Source organism: Phycisphaerae bacterium (assembly GCA_035275405.1).
In the GTDB taxonomy this organism is placed as follows: domain Bacteria; phylum Planctomycetota; class Phycisphaerae; order UBA1845; family UTPLA1; genus DATEMU01.
Map to the genome: position 1 here is coordinate 468828 of DATEMU010000003.1, position 26979 is coordinate 495806.

19 protein-coding genes and 1 tRNA gene are annotated in these 26979 nt (G+C 61.9%); 5 read left to right on the forward strand and 15 right to left on the reverse strand.

The window, feature by feature from the left end:
• Positions 1-4: 4 nt before the first annotated feature.
• The 6 genes from VJZ71_03880 to VJZ71_03905 form a co-directional block, all read right to left on the reverse strand.
• Positions 5-1375 carry an amidohydrolase family protein gene (locus VJZ71_03880; protein ID HKQ47194.1) on the reverse strand — a complete coding sequence of 457 codons (1371 nt, stop codon included), beginning with the start codon at positions 1373-1375 and terminating at the stop codon, positions 5-7.
• 119 nt (positions 1376-1494) lie between these two features.
• Positions 1495-1902: a GxxExxY protein gene (locus VJZ71_03885; GenBank protein HKQ47195.1), complete on the reverse strand. Its 408-nt coding sequence runs from the start codon at positions 1900-1902 to the stop codon at positions 1495-1497.
• 137 nt (positions 1903-2039) lie between these two features.
• The gene (locus tag VJZ71_03890) at positions 2040-3413 is read right to left on the reverse strand and encodes a hypothetical protein (GenBank protein HKQ47196.1); all 1374 of its coding nucleotides are present in this window, start codon (positions 3411-3413) and stop codon (positions 2040-2042) included.
• Positions 3410-5137, reverse strand: a complete 1728-nt coding sequence (locus VJZ71_03895; GenBank protein ID HKQ47197.1) for a hypothetical protein — start codon at positions 5135-5137, stop codon at positions 3410-3412. Before VJZ71_03895 ends, VJZ71_03890 begins: the two co-directional genes overlap by 4 nt.
• 61 nt (positions 5138-5198) lie before the next feature.
• Positions 5199-6125, reverse strand: coding sequence for a class I SAM-dependent methyltransferase (locus VJZ71_03900; protein HKQ47198.1), 927 nt, complete (start codon positions 6123-6125; stop codon positions 5199-5201).
• A complete protein-coding gene (locus VJZ71_03905) occupies positions 6126-7286 on the reverse strand; it encodes a glycosyltransferase family 2 protein (GenBank protein ID HKQ47199.1) in 1161 nt (386 codons plus the stop codon).
• A 231-nt stretch (positions 7287-7517) separates the two neighbouring features.
• On the opposite strand from VJZ71_03905, the gene VJZ71_03910 reads away from it, so the two are divergent.
• Positions 7518-7593: transfer RNA gene (locus VJZ71_03910), tRNA-Pro, on the forward strand.
• Between the two features lie 234 nt (positions 7594-7827).
• On the opposite strand, the gene VJZ71_03915 is transcribed toward VJZ71_03910, so the two are convergent.
• The 3 genes from VJZ71_03915 to VJZ71_03925 are packed head-to-tail and all read right to left on the reverse strand — an operon-like array spanning position 7828 to position 12499.
• Entirely contained in the window at positions 7828-9534 is a 1707-nt protein-coding gene (locus tag VJZ71_03915) for a cytochrome c3 family protein (GenBank protein ID HKQ47200.1), read from the reverse strand.
• Positions 9531-10550, reverse strand: a complete 1020-nt coding sequence (locus tag VJZ71_03920; GenBank protein ID HKQ47201.1) for a 6-bladed beta-propeller — start codon at positions 10548-10550, stop codon at positions 9531-9533. The genes VJZ71_03915 and VJZ71_03920 overlap by 4 nt, the downstream gene beginning before the upstream one ends.
• Positions 10547-12499 (reverse strand): hypothetical protein, encoded by a 1953-nt coding sequence (locus tag VJZ71_03925; protein HKQ47202.1) that lies wholly within the window; start codon positions 12497-12499, stop codon positions 10547-10549. Before VJZ71_03925 ends, VJZ71_03920 begins: the two co-directional genes overlap by 4 nt.
• Before the next feature lie 294 nt (positions 12500-12793).
• Between VJZ71_03925 and VJZ71_03930 the strand changes: the two genes are divergently transcribed.
• Together VJZ71_03930 and VJZ71_03935 are read left to right on the forward strand one after the other, a co-directional pair.
• The gene (locus VJZ71_03930; GenBank protein ID HKQ47203.1) at positions 12794-13495 is read left to right on the forward strand and encodes a cytochrome c3 family protein; all 702 of its coding nucleotides are present in this window, start codon (positions 12794-12796) and stop codon (positions 13493-13495) included.
• Positions 13471-15441 (forward strand): hypothetical protein, encoded by a 1971-nt coding sequence (locus VJZ71_03935; protein HKQ47204.1) that lies wholly within the window; start codon positions 13471-13473, stop codon positions 15439-15441. Before VJZ71_03930 ends, VJZ71_03935 begins: the two co-directional genes overlap by 25 nt.
• A gap of 46 nt (positions 15442-15487) precedes the next feature.
• Here the strand turns inward: VJZ71_03935 and VJZ71_03940 are convergent, their stop codons facing one another.
• From VJZ71_03940 to VJZ71_03965, 6 genes are all read right to left on the reverse strand, one after another.
• Entirely contained in the window at positions 15488-15721 is a 234-nt protein-coding gene (locus VJZ71_03940; GenBank protein HKQ47205.1) for a hypothetical protein, read from the reverse strand.
• Positions 15722-15803: 82 nt separating this feature from the next.
• The gene (locus tag VJZ71_03945) at positions 15804-16505 is read right to left on the reverse strand and encodes a hypothetical protein (protein HKQ47206.1); all 702 of its coding nucleotides are present in this window, start codon (positions 16503-16505) and stop codon (positions 15804-15806) included.
• Between the two features lie 742 nt (positions 16506-17247).
• A complete protein-coding gene (locus VJZ71_03950) occupies positions 17248-18630 on the reverse strand; it encodes a hypothetical protein (protein ID HKQ47207.1) in 1383 nt (460 codons plus the stop codon).
• A 9-nt stretch (positions 18631-18639) separates the two neighbouring features.
• Positions 18640-19800 (reverse strand): cytochrome bc complex cytochrome b subunit, encoded by a 1161-nt coding sequence (locus VJZ71_03955; GenBank protein ID HKQ47208.1) that lies wholly within the window; start codon positions 19798-19800, stop codon positions 18640-18642.
• A 15-nt stretch (positions 19801-19815) separates the two neighbouring features.
• Entirely contained in the window at positions 19816-21768 is a 1953-nt protein-coding gene (locus tag VJZ71_03960) for a Rieske 2Fe-2S domain-containing protein (GenBank protein HKQ47209.1), read from the reverse strand.
• 185 nt (positions 21769-21953) lie between these two features.
• Positions 21954-23432 (reverse strand): cytochrome c family protein, encoded by a 1479-nt coding sequence (locus tag VJZ71_03965; GenBank protein ID HKQ47210.1) that lies wholly within the window; start codon positions 23430-23432, stop codon positions 21954-21956.
• Between the two features lie 419 nt (positions 23433-23851).
• On the opposite strand from VJZ71_03965, the gene VJZ71_03970 reads away from it, so the two are divergent.
• Both VJZ71_03970 and VJZ71_03975 read left to right on the forward strand, forming a co-directional pair.
• Positions 23852-25768: a cytochrome b/b6 domain-containing protein gene (locus VJZ71_03970; protein ID HKQ47211.1), complete on the forward strand. Its 1917-nt coding sequence runs from the start codon at positions 23852-23854 to the stop codon at positions 25766-25768.
• Positions 25761-26891 (forward strand): hypothetical protein, encoded by a 1131-nt coding sequence (locus VJZ71_03975; GenBank protein ID HKQ47212.1) that lies wholly within the window; start codon positions 25761-25763, stop codon positions 26889-26891. Before VJZ71_03970 ends, VJZ71_03975 begins: the two co-directional genes overlap by 8 nt.
• Positions 26892-26979: the final 88 nt, after the last annotated feature.

The following is a 26979-nucleotide window of genomic DNA, read 5'->3' on the forward strand; positions in this document are numbered from 1 at the left end:
CTGATCAAATCGCCTGCATGCGCTTCCACAACTCGGCGGCGACGGTCGGCGCGCGATGCAGGATGTGCGACGCCTCGATGCTGACCGGCTTGCGGTTGCGCAGCGCCCAGGCGCCGTCGATCAATACGTCGTGGACATGCTGGGGCCCCAGAGCGAAAAGCACATGCCCCGCAACGTTTTCGGCGGTCAGGGGAGTTGAAGGGATGTAGTCCGTCACGACGACATCCGCCGCCGCGCCAGGCTCCAGGCGACCCAGCGTTCGGTCCAGCAGGCGCCCCGCGGTCCGAGCCGACTGTGCGAGCATTCCTACAATATCCGTCGGCGACAGACCGGCCCGCGCGTCGCGGCTCTTGAACCACGCGGCCCCCGCTTCGGTCAGCATGTCGCTGCCGATTCCGTCGGTGCCGAGGAGAAGGCTTGAGGCTTGAGGCTTGAGGCTTGAGGAAGCGGGCGACGTCGCGCTTGCCTTGAGGAAACTCCCGATCGGAGCGTAGCCGACCTGGTTGTTCATATTCGAGCGCGGGTTGTGGGCGATTGCGGCGACCTCGGAGGCGATCCGCGCGGCATCCGGCTCGGCCAGGTGCGTGCAGTGGCCGAGAATGGATCGGGCGGCAACGTCGCCCTCGCCGAGGATGCCGCTCCGTGTGAGCCGTTCGACGAGCGGCGCGCCGTATTTCTCCCGGCAGATGCGATCGTCGCAGGGATCCTCGGCGACATGGATGTGAACGCCGGTCTGGAACTCGGCGGCGAGTCGCGCGCACGCCACAAGGGAGTCGTCGCTGAGCGTGAACGCGGCGTGCGCCCCCACGAGCGCGGCGAACCAGCCATCCGATCGCCCGCGGCAGCGCTCCAGATATCGACGATTCTCCTCGAGGCCTGCGCTGGCGCCCGCATGGCCGTTCCGATCTGTCGTTTCGTAACAGAGCACCGCGCGGAGTCCGACAAGATCGATTCCGTTTTCGAGGGCGTCGAGGCTGCCGGGGATGCAGCTCGGCGAGGCGTGGTGGTCGATCAACGTGGTGGTCCCGCAGCGCAGGGCATCCAGCGCACCGATCGCTCCGCTGACTTTCACGGACTCCACGTCGTGGGCGCGATCGAGCCGCCACCACACCAGTTCAAGAATCTCGTGAAAGTTGGCGGGCGCTCGTGGCGGAGGCGGCATGCCCACCGCCAGGGCGCTGTAAAGGTGCGTATGGCCGTTGACGAGGCCGGGCAGGATGACCGCGCCGTGGCAGTCGATGATCTCGTCGCCGGGTTGGGGCGTGACGCGATCGCCGACGGAATGAATGGAATCGCCTTCAATGCGGATCGAGCCGGGCGACGCGCCCGGGGGGTCAAGGTGCAGCAGTACTGCGTTGGTCAGTGTAAGGGACATGATACAAGGCCGCGCCAAACTAAAAGAGATTCACCACAGAGGCACAGAGACACAGAGTACGAACTGAGAGAGATAATAAGGAAACCTCCATAATCAATTCCCCCTCGCGTACAGAACATTCAAAGCACCATCCGGCGTATCCCGTCTCGGAGGTACGGAGTATTGAAGTTCAGGAGGAGCCCTCTCGTCTTATTTTGCAGACGGAGATACGTTAGCAACTGCGCGTCATGGACCGGTAGCAAGGCTTCGACCGACTTAATTTCGACGATGACTTGATCCTCGACCAAGAGGTCCAAACGATAGCCGCATCCAATGGCGTGCCCACGGTAAACGACGGGTACATCAAGCTGCGATCGAAATGAAACCCCTCGTTCGGAGAGCTCATACTCCAGACAGGCTTGGTACGCCGATTCCAAGAGACCGGGTCCCAGCGCCTTATGCACAGCGATTGCCGCTCCAATGATCGCCGCGGTGATGGGATCGGCGTCCTTTGTTTGTTGGCCAGTGGTTGTCACCGCAAACTGCATACAAAACGACCTCGCCGGTTTGGTCCTCCAAGAGTGCTCCCATCGTTAGAGGGCCGTAATCTTAATAAGAAATGGGCAATACGTACAAATCCATTTCGCAGCGTCTCTGTGGCTCTGCGCCTCTGTGGTGAGGTTCTTCATCTTGCGAGAACGAATTCCCCGATGAAATTCGCGTAGCGCTCGGCCAGCGCGTCCGGGATATGCGGTCGCGTCCACGTCAGGCTCAGATTCAGGTTATCGCCGTAACGGCTGAAGACCGGGTTCCAGCCCGGCGGCGTGGTGGAGGGTCCGCCGCCCCAGATGTTGGTGACCTCCGCGCCGGCAAAACGGCGCAGGGGACGATCAATTTCACCGTAATATGAAAAGCCGGACGAATACGCCGCCCCCGCGAACGCAAATCGAAAAAGAGCGGGGTAAAACCATGCGTGGATCAGCGCCGCGGCCTCCAGCAGGGCCCATTGGGCCTTGTCGCCGCGCACTTCCAGAAAGGCTTGCAATTGCATTTGAATATCCGACCCCAGCGCCGCAAGGTCGCCGACTTTGCCGCGGTCGACAACAAGCGTCGGCGTCACGAGAAAGTTGCCGGTCATCGGCCGAGAAATTGCCTCATCCCCCGGGGGCGTGATTCGCACCTTCATTGGAAACGTGATGGCAAACTCCTGCGTGTCGAACCCTTCCTCGCGGTAGACACGGTCGAGCGCCTGAAGGACGATGGCCGCCAGGTATCGGCCGTACAGTGCCGGGCCGGGCGGCATCGTTTGGTGGGCCCTTTCACGAATTCGCTCGAAGTCCTGACCGCGCCAGCAGCGATGCAGGAACTGATAGGACTCGACGCGCTGGGCTGGTGCTGCGACGACGTGCCGGACCTGCGATCGGGCCGGCGATTTCTGGGCCGAGAGGCCGCGCATCATGAACCGGACCCGCGCGAGGGGCGACATCTGCGCCAGGACCTCCACCGAGGGGTCGTCCGCGGGCAGAAGCGACTGCGACGGATCATTCGTGCCGTCGAAATGTCGTCCGAGTTCGGAGAGAAACCATTGCGCCCCCTCTGCATCCATGAGGAAGTGCGGCCAACGCAGGCATAGTCGTGTCCGGTCTCCGGGAAGCGCGTATTGCTCCAGGCGCACCTGTGGCCCGCGCGACAAATCCCAGTCCGGCCCGTATCGCCTCGTACAAAGCTGATTCAACCGCGCTGTCGCGTCGGGGTCCGCGCGAAGATCGTCATAGACGTGGGCCCTTTCGGCGGCGACGTCGGCATCCGAAGTTGACGAAGGCAATTTCCAAAACGGCCGAAGTCGCAGCGGCGATATGCCCAGCGAGGCCAATGTGACGGGATAGGCGGTCATCACCGCCGTCAGTGCCTGGCGAACGGCGGCGGGATCAACGATCCCCTCGACATCGACCATCATGAAGGCGATATTGCCGCCGCGCTGCCGGCGGGCCAGCCAGCGATGATGCCCGTAGATGCAGCAATCGCACGGATTGAGGCAAATGCGTCGCCGGGATGTCATGGTGCTGCGCCTCGCGGAGTGGGATTCGCGGCGGTTACCGGCGGCCAGAAATGCAGGCGCGGCGTGGTGAAGGGCTCTCGAAATCGAAACCGCATGGCGGTCACGTGATGTTCCGCGCTCACCTCGACGATCTCGGCAATAAAATCACGCGTCTCGAATTGCTGGCCGCGGCGCGGGTTCCAGTGGGGTCCCAACGTCAACTGGTGGATCGGCGAACTGAATAGATCGCCGTGCTTGGCGCGAACCATGATCGTTCGGTCGTCTTCTCGTGACAGCGTCGCATCGATCCCCGGCCCTACCAGGAACAGCGCGGCCACATTACGGCGGCCGGTCAGATACTCCAGCCGATCGCCCGCGCAAAGCATTTCGAACGACGACTCCGCGCGGTCCACGACCAGCGTATCACCGTCCTGAAGCGGCGCCGCCAAGTCGGCCACGGTTTGTTGAATCCGCTCGCGGGCCCGGGACTCCGTGGCGTTCATGAAGATCACGGTCCCGATCGCACAGCCGGCGCTGATCACGCCGTTGGCCGCGTTGAGCCAGGCCCTCATCGGCAGCGGCGCCAGCGGCGCACCGGTACGCGTCGCAAAGAACAATCCGACCAGCAGGTACGACCATCCGACGCTTGCCGTGCAAAGCGTGCGCGTGCTTGCCGTTAATGCGCGAAGGCCTGGGACGATGAAAAAGACCGCCCATAGAACAAAGAACATCGCGGCGGCGTCCCTGTGGGTCGAACGCCGAAGATATCGGATTGTCAGTAACATCAGCACGCCGCCGATGACTCCGACCGCCAGCGCCTGGGTGTTCGTCGCGGCGTGCAGCACATCGATGGGAAATCCGATCGTCCAAACGGCAGCGTACAGGAGAAGCGAGAGCGGCAGTTGTCTTCCGAATTGCGATGAGCCCCCGTCGCTGCCGGAGGCGACCTGCAATGCCCACGGTCGGCTATAGACGTAATACGAAAGATAGCCGGCGGCCATCAGCGCCAAGGCCAGCGCAATCCAGCAGGCCATTCTTCGGCCGGAGCGCGCGTCCGGACGGCGCCGCGCGATGATTTCGTGCAGGCCGACGACGCCCGCCAGGGCGATGGCCACTTCCTTGGACAGCAGCGCGAACAAGAACGCGCCCATCGCCAGGAAAAGTTGCGTGACACGCGGACGGCGGACCGCCTCCCAATACGCCGTCGCGGCGACGGTCACGCCGATGACCACGAGCAGGTCCTGCCGGTTGCACATCCAAGTCACCGGCGGCGTCACCGTCTGCGAAAGGCCGTAGAAGTAAGTGGCCGTGCCGGCGTGAACCTCATCGGCCCCCGCCGCCCTGAAGAGACGGCGGACGCAGCACAAGGCGACAACAAAGAAGCCCATACTCACCAGCCGGAAGCCCAAAGGGTTCCTGCCAAAAAATCGCACGTCCAGGAGGAACGAAAGCTCCATCATGGGCCGGAAAAAATCCAGACGACCGGTCGGCGGCGCCCACCATGGAATGACGCCCCGATCACGCAACTGCCGCCACTCTTCATCCGAAGCTGCAAAACGATAGAGTTCGAAGCGATCCGATTCACCGCGGAGGTAGCGCTCGGCCTTGAGTATCAGGTGAAGATCGTCGCTCAGAAGGGGGCCCGTCAGAGTCCACGAATACAGCGCGATCGGGACGCCCAGCCAAAACAGCCAATGCCGCGCGAACTTGCGGTACCAATCAAAGGGAAATTCGAAAGACCTCACGCCGGGCGATTATGCGAGTCCGCCTGCCACGGTGCAACGTTGGCGAAAGAACCGGGCGGCCTCATGCCGCACCCTTGCGAAAGACGATCGTTACGGAGTGTCGCGGGCTGTAGAGATAACCGAACGTCCCGTGAAAAATCAGCGTCGGCGAGCGCAGGATTCGACCGATGCGGGGCGGCTCGACAAGCGAGTCGATGTTGTCATCGAGCCGCTCCAGGTAAGCGCGGCAAAACGCTTCGTTCATTCCGAAAAAGGGCGTCTCCATGTAATAGCGGCGATAGGACCGCTCGGCCGTCAATCCTGTCGCCGCGCCGAGTTGCACCAGCGCTGCCCGCGTGTAAAGGTGCAGATGATAGGGCACATGAAGTTGGTGCAAGTGGCGGTGAGTCTTGCCTAGGTCGATTTCGTCGGCGCTGGGGGTGCCGACCAGTAAAATGCCCTGGCTCGTTAGAAGTCCCGCCAGCTTTTTCAGGAGCGATCCGGCATCTTCCACGTGCTCGATGACGTCTTGTAGACAAACGCAATCGAAGGAATCCGCCCTGAGTACCGCGGCATTTCCCCATCCGGCCGAGTCCCCGTAGGGATCGTAACCTTCCGCGCCGGAGTAACCGCGCGAGCGAAGATACAACACCAGATTCCCGGAACCGCACCCGTAATCCAGGATCCGATGGTTCCGTTGGAGCCCCGCGGCGCGGAGTCGCGCAAGTTGACGCCCATAGGCCAAACGTGAAAAGAAGTCGAGGCGCTGATCTTTGGTGCCATAGCCCGCGTAATACGGGCCGAGCTCAATCACTTCCCAACCGTGCAGACAACGGCACCCGGCGCACCGCCACAGGTGAAAATACTCCCCGGCGAACTTCCGGACATTGCAGCGAACGCGGACGCGCTCACAGGTCTGTGCGTCAAATCTCCGGCCGCAAATGTTGCACCGATCGCGCACCTCCCTGCGGGAGGAGGCCGCGGCCGAGCCTGTGGGCAGCGCGCTCATTCAATACGACGTGCCTCGCCACTGAATGGGTTCGCGACGCGATAATTCCCGCGCCGCGCGGATGCAGATGCCGATGAGCATCGCCGCTGCGAGGGGGTGGATAAACGCGAACCGCCGATAGTCGCCCGCGCCGCCGTAAATCACGTACGCCAACCCCGTCGAGGCGATCAAGTGGAGCACGGCCAGGGTCAGCCAGGCGCTCTCCCACGGGATTGCCCAACCCTTCCAGGCGGCGATGCCGAGGAGAAAAAGGATCCCGATCGGTAGCAGCGATACGAAGTTGATCGCGTTGATGGTGGCGAGAAATCGCGGGAGTGTCTTGAGTCCGCCGACGAAGGTACGCGATATGCCATGGACAGTCCGCCGAAGTGTGCCGTACATCCGCAGCGTAAACAACTCAGGCGCTAAGACATACGAAATTGCGTGGCCCGCGCGCTTGGCGATGCGCATAATTTCACTGTCCTCGTCATAAGCGCGAACGACCGCCCCGTGACCGCCGATGGCCTGATAGGCCTCTCGTCGCACCACCAGAAAACCACTTCCAATGGCGTTGTCCCACTTGGGGTCCTCAATTTTGCGCGGGTCGTACCAGGCGTACGTGATGGCCCCCAGCATGGGGACGAGCAGGCGTTCCCAGAATTTTTGGAGCTGCGGCTTGCCCATGACCGCGAGCCAATCGAGCCGGCGACGCCGCAGATCGTGGACCAGCGTCTTGAGACAATGGGGCGCTAACTCAAAATCGCTATCGACGAAGACCACGATTTCCGCGGATAACTCGGTGCCCGCCCTGGAGAGGGCGTGCGGCTTGCCGTATAGCCCGCCGGGAAGTTCCGTGATATCCATCCGGCGAAGCCGTGGAAACTCCGCTTGTAATTCGGCGATCACTTCCGGGGTTCGGTCGGTGGATCGATCGTTGACCACGATGACGCTCAGGTTCGGGTAATCCTGGGACAGGACGGAGCGCACGCACGTGGCGAGGTGCGCCTCTTCGTCCTTGACCGGGATGACCACCTCCATCGTCGGCCAATCGGCGCCTTCGGCATCCAGTGTGGGCCGCGCCGCCTCCTGCCGCAGAAGCCGCCAGGCCGCGGCCCACCGGAAGCAAAGATACAAAACGCCGCCCAGATAGAAGATGAAGATGGTACCGACGAGAATTATCACGCTGTAAGCTCGCGCTGCTTCGGAGCCGTCGATCGAACGCTGCCCGAGTCAGGAGTAGATTCAGGGTATCGATGGCGCCCGCTGCCGTCAATGTAAGCGTCGAAAACGGCCGGCGTCCGCAACGCAGGGCTGGTAAATTGAAGGACAGGAAGGAACGGGATTGCGATCGGTGCGTTTGACATTACGGCGGTCTCGAACTGTAATATTGCTCGCATCTGAAAAGATGCCCCCCGGGGCGTAGCTCAGCCTGGTCTAGAGCGTCTGCATGGGGTGCAGAAGGTCGCTAGTTCGAATCTAGTCGCCCCGAATTCGAAAACCACATATCGTTCACCAAAGGTGCCGCGAGGCAGTTGACCGGCTTCGAATGGTCGGCATCGCAGCTTTAACCACCGGAATCTTCGGTGAAGAAACTGCTTTTTGCGGAAGGTAAAGCGGAGCGACTCGCGTAGTACCTTTTCTAAATGAAACCCTCGGTTTTCATCATATCAGGCATGGGTGATCGTCCCCGAGACAATCCGATTGGGAATCCCGGCGGGAACCGTCATGGGCCGTACGTGAAATTCACATGGTTGACCCCGTGGCACGTCAGCGAGCAGTTCCCGCTGAAACGCCCCGTATCTCTAAATGAACGCTGACCGCCGACGATCGTGAGATCGAAGTTAATGAGGCTGCTGTGCTGGCTGGGGCTGCCGTTCACGCCGTGGGCCGTATGGCAGGCGCTGCAGGGCGAGCGACCGTTGACGATGTGCACGCGGTGTAACGGGAAACTCTCGTCGTTGAGGATCGAGGTGCGGTCGTGGCACTCGTAACACAGCGCGTAGGACTGCGTCGACTCGATCGTGAAATCCGCCGTTTCATAATTCGCCTTGAGGAGGAAATCGAAACGTGAGCCGTGCGGGCCGTTCGGTCCGACGCCGCCCAGTTCGCGCGCGTCCGGATTGTTGTGGCAGTCCTGGCAAGAGAGCATCCTGGCGACACGCAGCTCGGGAACCAGGCTCGGCACCTCGTCGCCGCGCCGACCGAAGAAAAGTACCGGGTGTGCGGAGGCCGCCGTCGGTTGGAACTCCCGCCGGATATTCCCCAGCGTATCCCGCTGGCGAATAATACGCTGCGGGACCGGGACCGGCCGATCCGCATGGCATTTGAAACACACTTCATAGTAATAAGTGGCGCGGTCCGTGGGCGCGCCGCTGCTGGTGATCCCGGAGACGAACCGCATCCCCGGCGGCACGAGGTTTCCGCGGTCGAGCGTCCCCAGCGGCGTCGAGGCGAGGAAATTGTGCTGAACGGCGTGCGGATTGTGGCAATCGGCGCAGTCCACGTGCGGCCGCATCGTGAGCGGGTCCTCCGCCGGATCGTGGACGTTGAAGAGGCGGTTAGTGCGATGGCCGCTGCGCTGATTGAGCACACTGGACATATCGCGTGCCGGGAAGCCGCGGTGACAATTCATGCACAGGTGAAACGAGTTATCGCGCAGAAGTCGCTCGCGCTGCGGTGCACCGTGGGTGACGTGACAGGCCGAACAGGCCGCGTCAAACATGTTCCCGAACGGAAGTTGCTCACCGTTCGTGACACTGGCGGGAACGCTGGCCCCCGATAAAGCGTGTGCGCTGTCCTGCCAGCCGTCCATGCGGTGACACGTGTTGCAGAGCGCCCCCTGCCGGTCCGTAATCCGCAGGAAGTCGCCCAATTCATTGTTGTGGGGATCGTGACAGGCCGTGCACTCCAACTGGCCGCGCGGGCCCAACTTGATCCGCTGGCTGGCCAGATCGGGCGAGCGGAGCTGGTGATCGCGATTGGAGAGTTGCCGGTCGAAACGAAAGCCGATGGGGTGATCGTCGGACAAGTCATTCGTGAGATTGCTCGGGCCGGTCGGCATGAACGGCTGGTTCACCTCGATCGGCTCAGTCGGCGGGCGGCTGAGCACCAGGCCGAGGGCGATGCTCCCGTCGTGACAGGACAGGCACATCTTGCTCGGCCCACCGGGCTGATCGATCCTCGCATCCATCGTGCTGCTGTTGTAAATACGATAATACGCGGTCGGGTTATAGCGGTTCCACAACGGCGCCTGCGGATCGGCGTTGTGCGGCGTGTGGCAGAAGATGCATACCTCTGCTTCGTTCAGGGCCCGGATCGTACCGCGACCGGTGGCGGAGAGATTGTGCGGCGAGAGTATGACACTTTCGTCGGCGAAGGCGGAGTTCGCCGCGATGCAACTCAAAACAACGATCGCGATAATGCTTTTCATGGTGCCGCCTCGGGAGCTTCTCGAAGGTATTGAAACACCTGCACGCGTCGGTTGTAAGTGTCGGCAACCCATATTCGATCTTGTTCGTCGATGAACATGCCTCCCGGCAGGTAGAACTGTCCCGGCCCGCGACCCTCCTCGCCCCAGGCCATGAGCAATCGCCCGGCCTCGTCGAAGATCTGGATATTCTCAAACTGGTTGTCGAGGACATACAAGTGGCCTTCGCTGTCGATGGCAACGTCGCGAGGCAGAGAGAAATCACCCGCAGCGTCGCCCTTGCGGCCGAACGCGCCCTTCGGTCGGCCTTCGCCGTCGAGAATCTGCACGCGAAAGTTCATTGAATCCGCGACGACCAGCCCCAGCCGTTCGTTACAGGCCAGACCGGCAGGGAAATTGAAGGCGCCGGTTTCATCTCCTCGCTGACCGACCCGGCGGACCTCGCGGCCCTGTTCATCGAAAGCGATCAAGGCGTGCTGCGCCGCATCGAGGACCCAAAGCTCGCGCGTGGCATCCCGATAGGCCAACGCAACCGGCCGCTGGAGGACGCCGTCTCCGATGGACTTGATAAACTGCCCGTCCATCGTGAAGAACAAGACGACCGCCAGGCGGCTGTCGGCCACCGCGAGGTTTTCGCCGACGAACATCAGGTCGGCGGGCCATTGAAGAGGTTGCGCGCCGCCGGCGCCGATCGCACGAAAGTCCCGGGTTTGTAAATCCAGCGAATAAACAACACGGCTTTGCCCATCGGCCACAAAAACCCGCTGACCGCGCGCCGCAACGGCCGTCGGCGTCGAGAATCCGACCGTCGGCTCCGGCCCTGCCAGCAGGGCCTTCAACGAGAACGGCTTTGGCTTCTTGAGGCTGTCTTCTCCCGAGAGGGCCCCTAGGTAGCGAATGCGCGGAACATCCGGCGAGGCCGGCCACTCCACCGCCGGCCAGATGTTTTCAAAAACCGGTTGCAGCGGCTGCTGACATCCGGCCGCCCCCATCAGCAAGATTGCAAGGCAGCGTCTCATCCCCGCGGCCTCCCGATAATGGGAATCTCCCGCCGCACCTTCAACCACAGGCCCATCGAATTGTCGGTGGACGTCGGCAGGTCGAGCATATCGTATTCCGCCTCGATGAGGACGGTCAGGTCCCCGATGCGATAAGAAACGGCGCTGGTCAGGTCCACGCCCTGCGTCTCGCCGAAGAGCGAGTCATTCTCAAAACGAAAGAGGGCCGTGGAGGAGACTTCCAGCCGGGGCGCGAGTATGTACCGGTGCGTCAGCCCCAGATCCAAAAGCGTGGTGTATCGTTCCTCAAGATCGTCGGTTCCTTCAAACCGAAAGTAAGAATTGGACCCGCGGGCAGTAAGCTGGTGGCGTTCATTCTGCAGCAGCGTGACATCGGCGTTCACGTGAAGCGCCTGATACGGATCGATGGAATCGTCGTTGAACTCGTATTCCGGCCCGATCGACCAACGCGGCTTGCGATAGATCGCCCCGACGCGATGCCGGTTGATGTTGCGATCGTCATAGGTCAGATAGCGCTGTGGATCGATCTTTTCGTCCTGCCAGCTCAGGGCGTAGTAGGGGGTCAGGCCGAATTTGAAGTCCTGCTGCAACCGCAGATCGATGCGATCGCGATCGACATGGAAGTTGTCCGCGACTTCGTACAAGTAGCTGACCATGACGGTCTGCCGATCATTGATGAACCCCGTCGGCACGCGTTGCAGCGCGGTCGTGTCGCGGATTTGTACGACGAGATAATCCCGGCCTTCGAGGAAGAATCGAAGACCGGCGGGGTCGCGGACCGCGATCGTGAACCGCTGGACGTTGCGCTGCGCGAGGTAGGAAGGCAGAGGATCCCGAAAGGTGACCGACTCGTCGACGACCACGCCGCCGCGCCGACCGTCGCTCGTATCGGACTGCGAGTGAAGGTAGGAGAGATTACCGCTGAAGTTCCCCCATTGATTGTCCTTGCTGAGGGAAAAATTGGTCAGACTTCCCCATTCGCAGTAATCGGCGTTGTCGTTGGAATCCTGTTGCAGGCCGTAAAAACCCAGCGTGCTCGTCAGCAGCTTGTCCAACTGATGGGTGATGCTCCAATCGCCCCGCCGCGTGTCGGTTTCCAACTCCAGGTACTTCTGTTTGAGCGCCTGAAAACGATACGTGGTGAACAGCGACTCGGTGTGCTGCAGCCGCAGCAATGGCGCGAACTCGTAAGAGTCCCGCGGCAGGTCCCCGCGTTCCTCTTCGATCCGCACGATCGTGTCCAGTCGGCTCCGCTTGTCCTGGCCGAACTGAATCGCGTCGTTGAGCGCAAAATAATTGCGCGTCGTGTCGAAACGAGTTTCCGTCCCGCTGTAACGATCGCTTCGGCGCTCGTATTCGTATTCGAGATTCAAGGCGTGGTCGTCGGTGGGCTGCCACGTCGCCTCGTAGCGCAGCGTGTCCTCGCCCAGCTCTTCGTTATCCTCCAGATAGCGATTCCCGCTGGACAGTTCGTCGAAAAGATGATCGTACGTCAGCCGCATCGGCAGCTTGGGATCGTTGTAGAACAGGCCCGTCCCGTAACGCTCGCGCGTCCGGTCCAGGCTCGGCAGGAAGGGCCGCGGCACGCGGTCATCGAGCTTCGAGGCGTACGATGTCGACGAGACCTTCCCCGCGGGAAAGGCCTGCAGGCGAAAGTCGTATTCGAAGATATCGCCGTGCGGAGTCTGGGTCTTATCAAACGACAGACCCGGTCCGCTCTCGGTGAATCGCTCCTGCGAAAGGCCCCCACGAATCATCGCGTCGTACAGCAGGACCTTTTCATCAACGAAATGACCGCTCGCGGTCAGGCCGAGCGTCTCCTCAAAACGGTACTCCTTGTTTTTCTGGTCGAAGCGTGGTTGGCCGGCTCCCGAGCGGTCCGTCCGAACCGTCCGCTTTTGCAGGTCGGCCTCGAAGCCCAACTCTACGGTCAGTTCATTCAGGCTCATGAAGTTGTGGGTGGGCGAAGTCGCCCCGTCGGTCGCAGGGGGCGACGAAGATTGGGGGGAATCGCTTTCGGCATAAACGCGCCTTGCCGGGCAAGCGCAAAGGACCCCAAGCGTGAGCAGATAGGTTGGAATCCTCATGCGCAACCAGCAAGAGGCTATCGGCGAACTAGCGGCGAGCTACTCGGCAACGGTATCTCCGCGCTACCCAATCGTCCAGCGAAAAAAACCGGCGAGGCGACTTTCGTTCACCCTTAACAGCTTTGGCGGCCGACGCTATAGTGGCGATTCGTGACAATGTTGAGCATTCCACGGTTGACGACAGGCCGCGGGCCACTGCGTGCGCTTTTGTTGCTTTTTGGGGTCTTTGGCGCCGCCCTGACGGTCTCTTGCTCAGACCCTTCCACAAACCCGGACGATGCCGCGGAGAGTTCGGAGGATGGCTCCACCAGTAAGCTCGCGGGCGTTTCCGAGATGCAAGACCTGTTGGCCGCCGGATTAGTGGGCAGCGCCCACGATTTCCGCCAGGCCGGCGGCGAGCCCCTCGACCTCTGCTCAGCCTGCCATACGCCGCATATTGCCCTGGGCCGCGCGCCGCTATTGGACAAACGCCCCCAGTCCCTGGGCGCCGTGCGACCCTACCAGGCCCGCGGCGTCGAGTTGGATGACAGCACCCTGCTGTGTCTGAGCTGCCACGACGGCGTCATGGCCGTCGACGTCTTCAGCTTCGCCCATGCCACGCGCTCGCCTACGCCGCTGGGCACCTCCTGGATCGGTACCGGCAGCCTCACCAGCCACCCCATCGGCGTCAAGTATCCGCTGACCGACCCCACGTACCATCCCGAGCCCGCGGTCACCTCGGACAGTCGCATCAAGCTTCCCGGCGGCCGCGTGCAGTGCATCTCCTGCCACGATCCGCATAATACTCATCGAATACGTGGCATGTTGGTTCGTCCGAACGAAGGCAGCCGTCTATGTCTCGCCTGTCATCATCTCTAGACGGTACTGCCGGGTCGCTGGTCTCGTGGTTGACGGGTCGCCTCAACCGAATCATTGCCGCGGCAATCGCCTGCTTTATTCTGGCTGCGGCCTTCGGTGCATGCCGCAGTGGCGTCGAGCGCACGCATCAGTCCCTGGAGCGGGCTGTCTATCCCCCGGCTCCCCAAAACCCGCATGTCGTGGCCCTGGGAAACCTTCGCGGCGGCGCACCTCCGACCAATTCGCAGGTGCAATGGTCGCTCTTTCTCTTTGGCGAATCCCCCGATTCCCCGCTGGCCTTCGTGCGGCCCATCAGCGTCGCCCTTGATCGCGACGGTCTGTGGGTCTGCGACTCCGCGATGGGCGCCGTCGTCCACTGGCGAGAAGGCGAAGATGATCTGGCCATCGCGGACCTCTCGCCCCGGCCGCTTCGACCCGTCGCGACGGCACTCGCGCCGAACGGCGACTTGTTCGTCGCGGACGCTAAGGCCGGCGCGGTCTCCCGCTTTGACGCCCAGGGCAAGCTCGTGCGGACCTATCGACTCCCGCCCAAGGATTTTCGGCCCGCGGGGCTCGTCGTGCGATCCGGCGAGATCTGGGTAAGCAACGTCCTCGGGCATCGCCTCGAGGTCTTCGATGCGGCGACGGCCGAGCATCGCCGATCAATCGGTCGGCGCGGCGGTGGCGCCGGCGAATTCGGCGCGCCGCTGGGTATGGCCGCGGCGCCGGATGGGAACATCTTCGTCGTGGACATGCTCAACGCCCGCGTGCAAGTGCTCGACGCGACCGGAAAGCACGTCCGCAACGTCGGCGGCCCGGGCGACGTCGTCGGTCGATTCGGCCGACCCAAGGATGTCGCCGTTGGGCCCGACGGGACGATCTTTGTGACCGACGCGGCGACGCAGCGTGTCCACGCCTTCAACGCCGACGGTCAGGCCCTCCTCGCCTTTGGCGAGCCGTCCAACGGGTCCGGTTCGCTCAGCGTCCCCGGCGGCCTGTGCATTGCGCAGCGCAGTCCCATTAAAAACCCCACTTTACCCGATGGCTTTGAACCCGATTACTACGTCCTCGTCGCCGAACAGCTCCTGCGTCCCGGCATCCGCGTTTATGCCTGGAAAGCGACGCCCCCCACGACGGCGGAGGCGCCGTCGCCCGCCGTCAGTGCGCTGGCGCTCGCAAGCGGCACGATCAATCCCCATTGGTCGGCGTCGCGATGCAACGAGTGTCATGTCGTGGAGGCCGGCGCGGTAGGCGTGCTGCGCGGCGCGACCGACCAGATCTGTCTCTCCTGCCATGACGGAAAAAAGGCACTTGCCGAAGCTCACCCGATCGCCCGACTCGCCTCGACGGCCCATACCTCGCCGCCCAAAGACTGGCCGCTGGTCGAGGGCCGTCTCGGTTGTCTCACCTGCCACGACATTGAGCGGCATTGCACCCCCGCGCCGCGCCGTCCCGCGATCAACGCTGCGATGCTTCGCGTCCACGATCCCGAGGACCCGATGCGCCTCTGCGTACAGTGCCATAAGGCGAGCGATGCCTGGCGGATCAGCCCGCACAAAAACCTCGACGCCGCCGGTCAGGTCATCGCCTCGTCGTGCAGCTTTTGCCACGTCCAGACGCCGGCTACTTCACCGGACGGTCGGCGTACCGGCGATGCCATGCTCCACGCCGAGGGTTCAAGCCTTTGTATGACTTGCCACGCCCGCCATTGGGACGTGTCGCCTCTGGGCCACGTGGACCGCATCGCCAGCGATCTCACCCGCCGCATCATGGCGGCCCGGCAGACCGCCCAGGCCCTTCCGCTCGCGGACGGTCGCGTCACCTGCTACAGTTGCCACAACCCCCACGAACCCGGTCTCTTCCCCCCGGACTCACCGCTCGGCGCAGTCTCCACCGCCCCGACCGACGCGCACGCCGCGCTGCGCATCGCCAGCGCCGACTTGTGCCTTCACTGCCATTCCAAGTAAGGGCCGATCCCGACAAGCGCAGCACCCTCCTAAGGAAAAAGTGCCATTATTGTGGCACCATTAATAGGTGAATGTCCCTAGTTATCAGTTGGCCTTCGATGATGACCAACTCAGTGTCGGGCACGGGATAGGTCTCGGGCGAGATTTGCCCCGGAAGACTCGGCGTCGTGCAATTGGCCACTTCTTCGCCGAGAGCGTCAAATGGGAATTGAACAAGCATGGCCAACGAGAATGCTGTTGTTGTCATCGCCATCCAGATCGACTTCCTACACTTGGTCATGGCGTCTCTCCGTGTGCGCGCACCTTCCTCGGTCTGCCCGAGACGGCTGTTTGTAAGATGACTTCAAGTTGACGACGGCTAATCAGCCCGACCGCGCACGAGCTCCGTGCCGACCACGCCGTCGATGAAACAACAGACTGAACGCAATAATCCCGATTCCATTTGGCTCGGGAATAACTAACTGAAAGGCAAGGTTTGAACCGTTGCTATAGGCCCAATTGGGCTGAAGTTGATTATTAAACGCGACCCGTTGTCCCGGCGAGAAAAGGCGCGCCGACTCCCACGCAAAATCGCTCTCCGGATCGCCGAGTTGCACGACCTCGAGCCAGTATTTCGTGTTCGCCGAAACCGAAAACGGCGCTGCGAGATCGATCGTATATTTGTACTCCGGCGGGCCAGGCCCGGCTAAGACGATCTCGCCTGTGGTTTGGCGCGATGGATTCTGAAACGTCTCGCTGTACAGCACAGCATTCTCATCAGGCAGCTCGTCGCTTTTCCTCGCACCAAGAAAACGCAGTTGTATGCTTTCGTTGCCTGGCGCGTAATAGCTGTCGTAAAAGAACCCCCAAAAGACTACGCTGGTCAGTTGCGCCGCATCTCCCAGTTGGAAATCATCCGCCATCCGCTCCCAATAATGCTCTTGCCCGAAATATAGGGCGTCCGTATCCGAGATAAACCCTCCTCGTTGATTTGGCACCTGCTCAAACACGATATCCGCCGAGGCTTGCCCCGCCCCGACGGCAAACCAAGCGGCAATCAGAACTTGTAGAAATCCGTTTCGCACGATCTATTCCCTTCACAACCAATCATAGGAGTTGTGGTCCCCCTCGGCGGGCTTGTGGCTTGTGGCTTTTGGCCGCTATTTGATCGCTCGAGCCTCCTTTGCCCGTGCTCCTTCGTTGTTACTCATAATACCCCCAAGTCAATGCAAATTTAGAATTTATTCTCGGAACATTCCCGGCGACGCCCCCTTATTCCCTCACACTTTCCCCTCTTCCTCCTGCGCCCCTGAGCTTTCACGACACTCCTTGGCTCCATTTTTCAGGGAACGGTGGGCAAGTATACAGGGCAAGGAACAAAAGAAGCGGCGAAGCCGTCGACTTTCTTGAGCTCACAACTTATGGCTCACCGCTAACGGCTCGTGAGAATGGAGATTCCGCGCCCAAGAGTCAATTGCCCGTCGGCGGCTCCGTTTTTTCGCTTTCTTTCATTATCTTTCGGGCAAAACGATCGTCGGGAGGCTCGAACCGATGGCCACGCCTCAGAAAACGCACGACAACAACGGCTCCTCCGCCTCAGTGACTCGGCTGATTCGGTCCCCATCTGCGCCAGGAGTTCACCTGCCGCGTCCGCAGGACTTCGTCGTAGCGGAGTGGGCGGATTCAGCTTTCCAACTTGAAGGTCACTTGAACCGATTCAACCTCACCCCCGTTTTCGGCCCCGAAAACGCCGCCGATTCAAGAAAATTCAGGCAGATTCAGATTTCGTTTTTTTTCTGCGCTGCTCACTCTGATCTTCCAACCCCCTCAGTTCCCGAACGGCAGATGCAGCCCCTTGGCGATCTCCGCGGCGCGCTCGACCGTGAAGGCCAGCGTGGGTGTGGTCACTTCGTTGTGACAGCGCAGGCAGACGAAATCGACCGTGACGGCGGCGCGGCCTTCGGCGTCGAGGGCCACCTTCGTCCCGCCGGCCGTGAAGAAAGAGTTGTAGTCGATCGAGTCGGTGCTGATACGGAAGATGTGCGTCCGCGTGTCGCCCATGCGGCCCCGCGTTCCGACGACCGCCGGAGTGGCCTGCGAGCCAGTGAGCGTGGCGAACGGCATGTGGCAGCTCATGCACGTCAGCGGCTCCTCGTAATCCCCGCGGCGGAAGACCTTGCCGCTGTGCAGGGCCATGTTCGCATCGGTGTGGCACGCCGTGCATTCGTTGCGGATCGCGTTGGGCCGGTCATACGTCAGCGAATAGTGCGGATCATGGCAGAACGCGCAGTCGAACGAAGAATGGCCTCCGCTGGCGCGCAGTTCGAGATTCTGGCAGAGGTCCTGAATGAACCCGCCCGCCCCCGGAATCTCGCCCGTCGTCGAACCGTATGGCCGACTATGACATTGATTGCACGTCTGCGCCCCCGTCAGATCGACGAAAATATTCCTCGCCCCCGGATTGGGAATGTGCTTCGACCCGGGCCCATGGCACGACTCGCACATCACCCCCGGCTCGCTCCACGTCCCCAGGATCCCCGGCCGGTTGTCCTGGAACATCGGCTGGGCCGGGTCCTGCGGCACCGGACCGGTCGTATCGTGGCGAAATGCTTCGAAGTCGTACGGCTTGGGGGCGACCGCTCCGGGATCATAGATGCCAAAGCTCGCCGTCGTGCCGTTCGGCGGAAATGTGAGGTTCCACTGCGTCGCCTGGCCGGTCAGGCCGGTGGTCAAGATGTAGCCATCCCGATCGACAAACAGCGCCCTCTTGGCGTAGCCGCCGATCAGGTAGGCAATGTCCGACCAGGCGAAACCGTTCGGCGGATTGGGCACGCCGGCCGTCGTTGCTTCAGCAGGAAAACTCGGCGAACCATCCGTGACCGGCGTCAGCTTGTGCGCGTGGGCATGGAGGTTGTGAATGGCCGCGTAGTCGGGATGACAGGCGCTGCAGGCTGTCGAGGTCAGGTACGTCGCCCCGTTATTCGTTGGGTCGGACGTATTGTTGTAGATGGGAGGTTCGCCCGGGTCGGGAGGGCAGTTGAGACCGCCGACACCAAACAATGCGACGACTCCCAATACGACGTAGGTGCTGGCCCGCGGGATCGGGTGGCACGGTCTCGCAGCAGCGAGGCTGTGGTGCGCATGTCCCACACGGCCTGCCCGCTTCGCGGTCAGACCGTGCCACCCTCCAAACCCGAATTTTCGCTTCATAGATCCTCTTTAGTGGTGCTCCCAGGCCCGCATCACATGGGGGGCGCCGTACATGTCGAACTCGACCTTCCAGCTCGCCACTTCCCACGTGGTTTCCGAAACATACCCGAGCAACCCAAAGAATAACGCGAGGAAAACGGCAAAATACCCCAACCGCATCGCCCAGCGGCGTCGCCGCGGGTGCCGCCCGGGGCTTCGTTCGATGAAGGGCCATAGGAAAAGGAGCATAAACGGCACGCCGGAGATCATGATCCCGACGATCTTTCCCATGGGCCCCGAGAAGTATTTTAGCAGTTGATAAGTGGGCAAGAAGTACCATTCTGGCTTAATGCCCTCGGGCGTCTCCAGCGGATCGGCCGGTTCGCCGATCTCCCACGGCGAAAGGACCGACAGCGTCAGTAGGACAACGAAACAGCCCATCGCCACAGACGCTTCCTTGGCCATGTGGACCGGCCAGAAGGGGATGCCGCTCTCGGGTGGGTAGGGCTTCTCCTGCCCGACGTCTTCCAGAGTTGCAAGGTTGTGAACTCGCATCAGCACCAGATGCAGCGTAATCAGGATGACCAGGAGCCACGGCAGCAGCGTGACATGGATAAGGAAAAACCGCGACAGCGTCTCCTGCCCGACATTGGGGGCCCCCAGCAGCACCTCGCGCAGTTGCTCGCCGACATAGGGGACCGCGCCCACGACCTCCGTCCCCACCGTCGTCGCCCAGTAGGAAAGCTGGTTCCAGGGGAGGAGATAGCCCGTGAATCCGAAGAGCATCGTCACCAGAAAGATGACGACGCCAAGGATCCAGGTCACTTCCCGCGGTTTTTTGAACGACGCCATGAAGTAGGTGCGACACATGTGGAACAGCACCGCCGCCATCATCAGCGTCGCACCCCAGGCGTGAAGCTGGCGAATAAGCCAGCCAAATGCCACGTCGCCGGAAATATACTGAATCGACTCGTGCGCTTCTTTGAGCGTTGGTCGGTAGTACAACAAGAGGAGAATCCCGGTCACGAATTGATTGATGAACAGCAGCAGGGCGAGGCTGCCAAAGACGTGAAGCAGGCCGGTGTGCGGGGGCAGTCGTTTGTAGAGCTGCTTCTTGAAAAAATCGCGCAGTACAAAGAAGCGGATCCGCTCATCCAGGTACGTCTGCCATCGGCTTTGGCCTTGAGCCATTTCCAAACCTCGCGGCTATCCTTGGGCGGACGGCGCGACGAACACTTCACCCGAGACTACCTGTACAGCGAATTCCGGCAACGGCTTGGGCGGCGGGCCGGAGACGACCTGCCCGGCAACGTCGAACGTCGCCGCGTGACAGGGGCATTGAAATTGCTTGCCCTTGGAATCCCAGTGCACAATGCATCCCAAGTGCGTGCAGACCGCCGAGAACGCCTTAAACCCCTCGCTTGTGCGGATGACGGCCGCCGGCTTACCGCGAAATGAGACCTTGCGGACATCCCATACCGCCCAATCGGCCTCCTTGCCGGCGCTGACCCGCTCGGTCCCGCCGCCGCGCTTTCGCGCCGGTAGTACGTAGGCCACCGCCGGCCACAACAGGCCGATTCCCGTTATGGCCCCCATCACGCCGACCACGCCATCGAGCCACCGCCGGCGGCTCAATGCGGGGCCGTAAGGCCTGGGTGTTCCGTCGGCGTGGACCGTGACATACTGCCGCTTCAGTTGCAGGTACTTCTGATACATCAGCACGCAAAAGACCGCGCCGAAGACCCACATTCCCGCCAGGACCATCCGTCGCTTGGTGAGGCCGGCCTCCTTCTGGCTGAGTGACGCCTCGATCTCTTTGCAAGACTGCGTGATCTTTTTGGCCCGCTCCTCGATCTCCTTGACGTTCAGCGTATGAATTGTCGCGTACAGGACCATCGTCTCAGTCTTGACGTCCTCGACTCGCAATTTCTCATCCCGCAAGAGAAGTACACCTCGCTCCAAAGCAGCCACCTTTGCGGCCGTACGGGCATACTCGAACTGGGAATCCGCCAGGAGCCGCGCCAGCGTCTGGCCGGTCTCCAGCGCCTCGCGATCGGTCTTCTCGAAGAAGATGGCGTGGGGATCGCTCTTGGCCTTGCCGTGGCAGTTGGTACAGACCGTATCCAGGCGCACCGATCCGCTCAGCCTCTTCACCGCCTCGTCAAACCGCTGTCGAGTATCGGTGGATGCCGCGCCGCGACCCTCGGGCAGCTTCTCGTACGCCTGGACGACTTGCTCGAGCGCTGGCGAGGCCTCTTCGATTTCATGGTTCGATCGGTGGCCATCCTTGCCGTGGCACCCGATGCAGCGGGCCATGACCGGGATTCGTCCATGGACGCTTGCCAGGAAGTAATCCTCGATTTGCTTATGGCACTTGCCGCAGACGTGCCCGACTTCGAGATAACCCGGTGGGGCCGCCGCGTGGTTGCCGTGGCAGGTCGCGCAGTTGGGCGAGCCCGCATCGCCTTTTTCCAGCACGTTTCGCCCGTGCACGCTTCGCTTGTATTGATCCACCACGAGCGGCGAAAGGTGATATTCCGCCATCAAATCGACGTTGGAGTGACACGTCCCACAGGTCTCGGGAACTTTCTGAAAGTGCGTCCGGCTCTTGGGATTGTCCGATCGCAGGACGTCGTGGACCCCATGGCAATCAATACAGACCGCGACGCGATCGTCGCCCGCTTTCAGGCGCTTGCCGTGATTGCTGATCCAATAGCTGGACAACTGGTCCGTCCGCAGCCCGTAAACGTTCATTCGAGCCACGTCCGCGTGGCAGGTGCCGCAACGTTCGGGGACTTCCTTTCGCGAGGCCTTGCCCCGGAACTCCGGGCCGTGATCGAAGGCTGCGGGCGCGGTGTTTGGACCTCGAGGCTGCGCCGCCTGCGCCTGAAACCGGCGTAGCTCCTCGTCGTTTAAGGAGTAGCCGCGCCGTCCGCCGTGACATTCATCGCAGCGCACGGCCCCGCGGTGGACCGAACTCTCGAATTGTCCAGCCTCCTTCTTGTGGCACGTGGCGCATTCTGCGACGGTCGATTGGGCTTGAGCGGCGCCGGCCCACAGGCAGCAGCCGACGACCAAAGGTGGGAGGAAGCGTCGGACGAAAAGAGATTGGATCGGATACGTACTGGCGAAATCGTCCCTTGATCGTGCGCTGTCCATGATCCTGAAAGGCCATCCTACGCGATCGCGGGGCGCCTTGCAGCGCGACAGGTTAACATTGTTCGGTCGCTGGCAAAACAGAACGGTCCTTGGATGCGACTCGCCAACCGCGCAGTGCCAAGGACCGTTCCAACAACGATGGTCGATGAGATGTCGTCGAAATCTTCGACTCCTTCACCCCCGAATCAGGGAACATCGGGGGCGTTTTCTGCATACTCCAGGGCCTGGATCAGCGCTTCGCGAACGTAATCCGGGTTGTGGGCGCCGTTCCCGCCGCCGTCCTTGAAGTAGTAGTAGATGTACCGGGCTTTCTTGATGTCGTCGGGGATCATCATCTGCCCGGTGGCGTCATTCTTTGGACCGCACTCACTCGTGAACTCCCAACAGTGAGTGATCGTCATACAGCCAGTCGGCGGAGCGAGCCCCATGCACCACGTGACTTGTGCCGGCTTGGCCGACCAGGCATCCAAGGCCTCAAGAAGCTGCTCATTGCGGAATTCCAGCTCCACCTCAAGGTTTGCCAGCTTGGCCTCCGCAATCTCCACCGATCCGTGGCAATCGACACAGCCCAGGAAATTCACGCTGAACTTGTGGCCGGAGATAGCGGGCGACACGCCCTCCATAAACGGCCGCCTCGCCACGTGGCAGGTCGAACATTGCTCAGGCGCGTTCAAGTGAACCGACGCCCGCGTGGCGACGATGGGAGTCTGATTGCTCGCCGGCAGCGGCATTTCGCCGAAGAACACGTTAACCTGGTCGCTCGGGTGCGGCTCGCGCGACGAGTCCGTCCAGACACGATCGCGGGTGTGGTGGCACTGCCCGCAGAGGTTGAAACGTTCCGGATTCTGGGCCTCGGTCAGGTCCGTCGTCGGCGTGGTGAATTTGATCTGGGCATAGCGAAGCTGGTAGTCGCGACCGTCTTCCGGCGCCGCGGCATTGTTGGTCTTCGCATGAGGATTGTGGCAGATCGCGCACTCGATCGCCGCCATCTGGTTGCCGGTCAGACCCTGAAGGGCATTATCGGCGACCGTTTCGCCTTTGATGATCGCACGGTAGAAATAGTCGCCCGAATGGCACTTGCCGCAACTATTCAGCGACGTTCCCGCCGCGAACCGCGGGACCAATTCCGGTTCTACTTCGGCGTGTTTGGACATCGCCCAATCTTCATAATTCGGCTGATGCTCCCCCGTATGGCACTTGCCGCAAACGGCGGACGAGATGTTGACCTTGGGTCGCAAGGCGACCTCAGATGCGTTGTTGGCGTGATTGCCCGCGGGCCCGTGGCAGCTTTCGCACTGTACCCCTGCCAGGGAGTTCGTCAGCTCGCGACTTTGAAAGCCGCCTTCGTCACCGAAACCGACCGTGTGGCACCGCAGGCAGTCAGGGTTCGTTCCCTGTCCAACTTCCTCCAACGCCACCAAGGCATTGGCGTGCAGCGTTTGCGCCCAATCATTGTGGATGTTCAGGTGGCATTGGCTGCACCGTGCGGCGCCGACGTACTTGCCAGTCAGGCCGCTGTCTCCCGGCCCTGCTGGAGGGGGAGGGGGGGGCGGCGGCATGTTGGGATCCGCCGGACACGCCGTGCCCGCCAGGCACGCCATGAGGGTCAGGACCAGGCTGGTGCCGATCGTCGTTTGAAGCCAACCTCGATGTTGCAGGGTCATTAATTATCCTCCGACTTAGGAGCCCGCGTTTCGCCGTAACAGTATCCGGGTGAATCCACAATAGCTACAAAGATTTCCCTTATCTGAGAGGGCCTTTTAGAGACCCCCCGGGTCACTCCAATCCAGCCCCCATTAGCCAGTCCACGACGACTTTTCCGGCCTGGCACCCGGGGATATGGCAATTCCTATGCCAGGCGATAGGCACCGCGACACCCGCGCCTGTCCTCCGCAAATGTGTGGAAAATCGACGTAAATTGAATGCTAGTATTCGGAATTGCGGAATTTTCCGACCTACTGTGGATTCTTCCACACCCCCCCCTCTAACGGCGCGGTTTGACCAAAGATCGCTTTTCGTCGCCCTTTCGATTGCCCGGTACAGGAAATGCAAGGGGCAGATTGTCGCCCGGTCGAAGGCAGCTATGATGCCAGCCAACATGCTTCGTCGAGGCGGAAGTCGCGCAGGGGGAAGGACGGCGCTGTCGCACTTTCGCGCAGCCCGGCTCTTTGCTGTGGCCCTCGTCCTTGCGATCACCTCTGCCGCCCGCGGAGACGACCCGGACAATTGCCTTCTCTGTCACCAATATCGTGGGCTGTCACGCCTCGATGAATCTACCGGCCGGGCGCATCTTTTCTTTGTCGACCCCCAGTATTCGATCAGTCATCGCGGCCCGCACGCGCGCCTCGCCTGCACGGCCTGTCACGAGCGGGAGGAAGTCTCGGTCGTCCCGCACAAACCGGTGACGCGCGTTGACTGCGCGCGCCAATGCCACCTCGGAAGCCCGACCGGCATCGAGCGCCGCTTCAGCCATGACAATATCCCGCCCGTCCTCACCAACAGCGCGCACTCTCTGGACTTGCTCAAAAAGCTGACGTTCAGTCAGGGCCCGCTGCTGGAACCAGAGCAGTCGGCCTGTCTGTATTGCCACGACGAGCCGCTGTTTCGCGATCCGGCGGCGGCCATCCCGCGTTTTCGGGATTTTGCCGGCCGCGTGTTCGAGCGCTGCGACACCTGCCATGCCGACAAGATTGCCGCCGACATCGAATACTACGTCCAGCACATCGCCTCCCGTTTCCAACCCGCGCGCTCCACGATGGAGCTGTCGCAGGTCTGTGCCGTCTGCCATAGCGACCCCGCAGTGCTCGCCGAGTTTAAATTGCACAACTCGGTAGCCAGTTATGTCCGCAGTTTTCACGGCAAGGCCGCGCTTTTGGGCGATCCATCAACGGCGGATTGCTTGTCCTGCCATGTCCGTGCCGGCCAGAATGCGCATCAGATGCTGGCGCCCGACCACCCCGACTCGGCCGTGAACGCGGCTCATATCGCGAATTCCTGCCGCAGTACCCTATGTCACCCCGGCTCAGATCCCAAGATCGCCGAGACGGCCGTCCATCTCGACCTTCCAACCGCACAAGGCACGCTCGAATATGCACTGGCCCTCACGTTTGTTGTCCTGACGGTGCTGACCTTTGGCCCGTCGTGCCTCCTCGTACTACTTGATCTTTTTCAAGTCGTCGTAGGGCGGGCGGTACACGGCGAAGCCCGGCTCCATTACCTCGCCCGGCGCGTCCTGCTCGATCCCCGAGGCAAGCAGCGGCTCACGCGCCTGTCCGTCAGCCAGCGTGTGCAACACTGGGTACTGACGCTGCTCTTTGTGACGCTGGTCCTCACCGGATTCCCCATGAAGTTTGCCGACCAGGCGTGGGCAGGCATCGTGGTTCGCTTTTTCGGCGGGCTCGGCGTGGCCCGCGTGATCCATCATTGGTCCGGGATTGCCCTTGTCGTCGGATTCATGGCCCACCTCTTCGTCGCCCTTGCATCGTTTGTCCGCAGCGCCAAGGAGTTCGGGGGGCCAAACGGTGGCGCCGATTACAAGCGCGCCTGGCTCTCTCTGCCGATGTGGATTTCCCCGGACGACGTGCGCAAGACGTTTCAGCTCCTGGGCTATATGCTCTTCCTTCGCAAGGATCGGCCGAACTTCGGCCGTTTCAGCCCGGCGGAGAAGTTTGAATACCTCGGAGTCTTCTGGGGCACGATGCTCCTGGGCATCACCGGCCTTCTCCTCTGGGGAGAGCAGATCAGCTCCCATTTCCTCTCCGGACGAGCGTTCAATCTGGCCACCATTGCCCACACGTACGAGGCCTTCCTGGCCGTTATTCACGTCGGGATTCTGCACATTTACAACGTGATTTTCGCACCCAAGGTGTTCCCCCTCTCCACGGCCACACTGGACGGCCGAACACCGATGGCCAAGCTTGTCGAGGAGCACGGCGAGTTGATCGAAGATGCCGCCCGCGACCTGGGCATCCCGGATGAAAGCGAGGACTCCCATGAGTGATGCTCCCCGCCGTTCGGTTCTTCGCCCGGGCCGCGCCCCCTGGAAGGCGGTCGTCGCGTTTGTACGCACGGTTCACCGCCTGCGGATCATGTCGCGACTCTACGCCGCAGCTTTGATCGCCGTTATCGTCTGGGTGACTTGGCTTTCCCTGCGCTATCTTCTCAGCTCGCTCGCCGTGGACCAGCCACCGGCCCAGATCGTCGCCCTGCCCACCCGACTGGATCGTGCCGCCCTCGGCGCCGGTCGCTCCGCCTTTGCCGCCCTCGATGCCGCCGAACATCCGCGCTCGCCGCTCGCGCATTATCACCGGCTCGATAGCTGGCCTCGCCCCGATTCCTTTAACGACTGCGCCCGCGCCGGCTGCCACAATCCCCTGCCGCACTCCAAGAAAAAGGAAGTCCGCGCCTTTCTGAATATGCATGCCACCAGCATCCATTGCGGCGTCTGTCACTTTAAACAGGAGGATCGCCCGCTTTCGCTGGCGTGGTATGACTTGGACAACGGCGAGACCCGCGAGCCGCCGTCTATCCTGCGGGCGTATGAAATGTTGACCGGTCCGGACGCATCGACGCGATGGAAAAAGGCGGGCCGCGAGGAACAGGCACGGCTCGTGGCCCTTTTGCGCAGCGCCTCACGCGAGGCCGGCGGGGCCCGTGATCTCGACGAACTCGCCAATCATTTCGAGGCTTATCGGCTGGACAGCCCGGGCTTCGAGCGGTTGCTGGCGGACGCCCCCGATCTCCTGCCGCGGCACTTCCGCGGCGAATACGGCGCCAAGCTCGCCGTCGTCGATGGCAACGGCCGCACCCTTCGCGGCCATCCCAACACGGAGTCAGCCGTGCGGCAGTGGCTCACCCGCAACGACGCTGTCAGCGAGGCGGAGCGAAAATCGCTGCTCGGGGATGTCCACCCGCTTAAGCGCGAGACCGCCCTGACCTGCACGGACTGCCACACCGCCGCGGGCGGTCTCGTTGATTTCGCCAAGGCCGGCTACCCCCCCGCACGACTGGAACAACTGGTATCCCCGATCGTCTTCCGCATGATCGAACACATCAATGCCGGGCGGCCCTTCAATCTCCCCGCCGTTCTCGGCGGGCAGCCCCTTCCTGCCCAACCCCAATAAGTCCGCTGCGTCCTCAAAAGCTCAGACTCAACTCTGGCACGCAATTTGCTTGGATACTCCGGGTGCGCTGAGGAATGGAAGTCGGCTG

Excerpts from the sequence above, each read along its gene's own strand:
- VJZ71_03970 (HKQ47211.1), top strand. The coding sequence starts at position 23,852 with ATGATGCCAGCCAACATGCTTCGTCGAGGCGGAAGTCGCGCAGGGGGA.
- VJZ71_03885 (HKQ47195.1), bottom strand. The coding sequence starts at position 1,902 with ATGCAGTTTGCGGTGACAACCACTGGCCAACAAACAAAGGACGCCGAT.
- VJZ71_03975 (HKQ47212.1), top strand. The coding sequence starts at position 25,761 with ATGAGTGATGCTCCCCGCCGTTCGGTTCTTCGCCCGGGCCGCGCCCCC.
- VJZ71_03960 (HKQ47209.1), bottom strand. The coding sequence starts at position 21,768 with ATGGACAGCGCACGATCAAGGGACGATTTCGCCAGTACGTATCCGATC.
- VJZ71_03900 (HKQ47198.1), bottom strand. The coding sequence starts at position 6,125 with ATGAGCGCGCTGCCCACAGGCTCGGCCGCGGCCTCCTCCCGCAGGGAG.
- VJZ71_03920 (HKQ47201.1), bottom strand. The coding sequence starts at position 10,550 with ATGAGACGCTGCCTTGCAATCTTGCTGATGGGGGCGGCCGGATGTCAG.
- VJZ71_03930 (HKQ47203.1), top strand. The coding sequence starts at position 12,794 with ATGTTGAGCATTCCACGGTTGACGACAGGCCGCGGGCCACTGCGTGCG.
- VJZ71_03965 (HKQ47210.1), bottom strand. The coding sequence starts at position 23,432 with ATGACCCTGCAACATCGAGGTTGGCTTCAAACGACGATCGGCACCAGC.
- VJZ71_03880 (HKQ47194.1), bottom strand. The coding sequence starts at position 1,375 with ATGTCCCTTACACTGACCAACGCAGTACTGCTGCACCTTGACCCCCCG.
- VJZ71_03890 (HKQ47196.1), bottom strand. The coding sequence starts at position 3,413 with ATGACATCCCGGCGACGCATTTGCCTCAATCCGTGCGATTGCTGCATC.
- VJZ71_03950 (HKQ47207.1), bottom strand. The coding sequence starts at position 18,630 with ATGAAGCGAAAATTCGGGTTTGGAGGGTGGCACGGTCTGACCGCGAAG.
- VJZ71_03915 (HKQ47200.1), bottom strand. The coding sequence starts at position 9,534 with ATGAAAAGCATTATCGCGATCGTTGTTTTGAGTTGCATCGCGGCGAAC.
- VJZ71_03940 (HKQ47205.1), bottom strand. The coding sequence starts at position 15,721 with ATGACCAAGTGTAGGAAGTCGATCTGGATGGCGATGACAACAACAGCA.
- VJZ71_03955 (HKQ47208.1), bottom strand. The coding sequence starts at position 19,800 with ATGGCTCAAGGCCAAAGCCGATGGCAGACGTACCTGGATGAGCGGATC.
- VJZ71_03925 (HKQ47202.1), bottom strand. The coding sequence starts at position 12,499 with ATGAGCCTGAATGAACTGACCGTAGAGTTGGGCTTCGAGGCCGACCTG.
- VJZ71_03935 (HKQ47204.1), top strand. The coding sequence starts at position 13,471 with ATGTCTCGCCTGTCATCATCTCTAGACGGTACTGCCGGGTCGCTGGTC.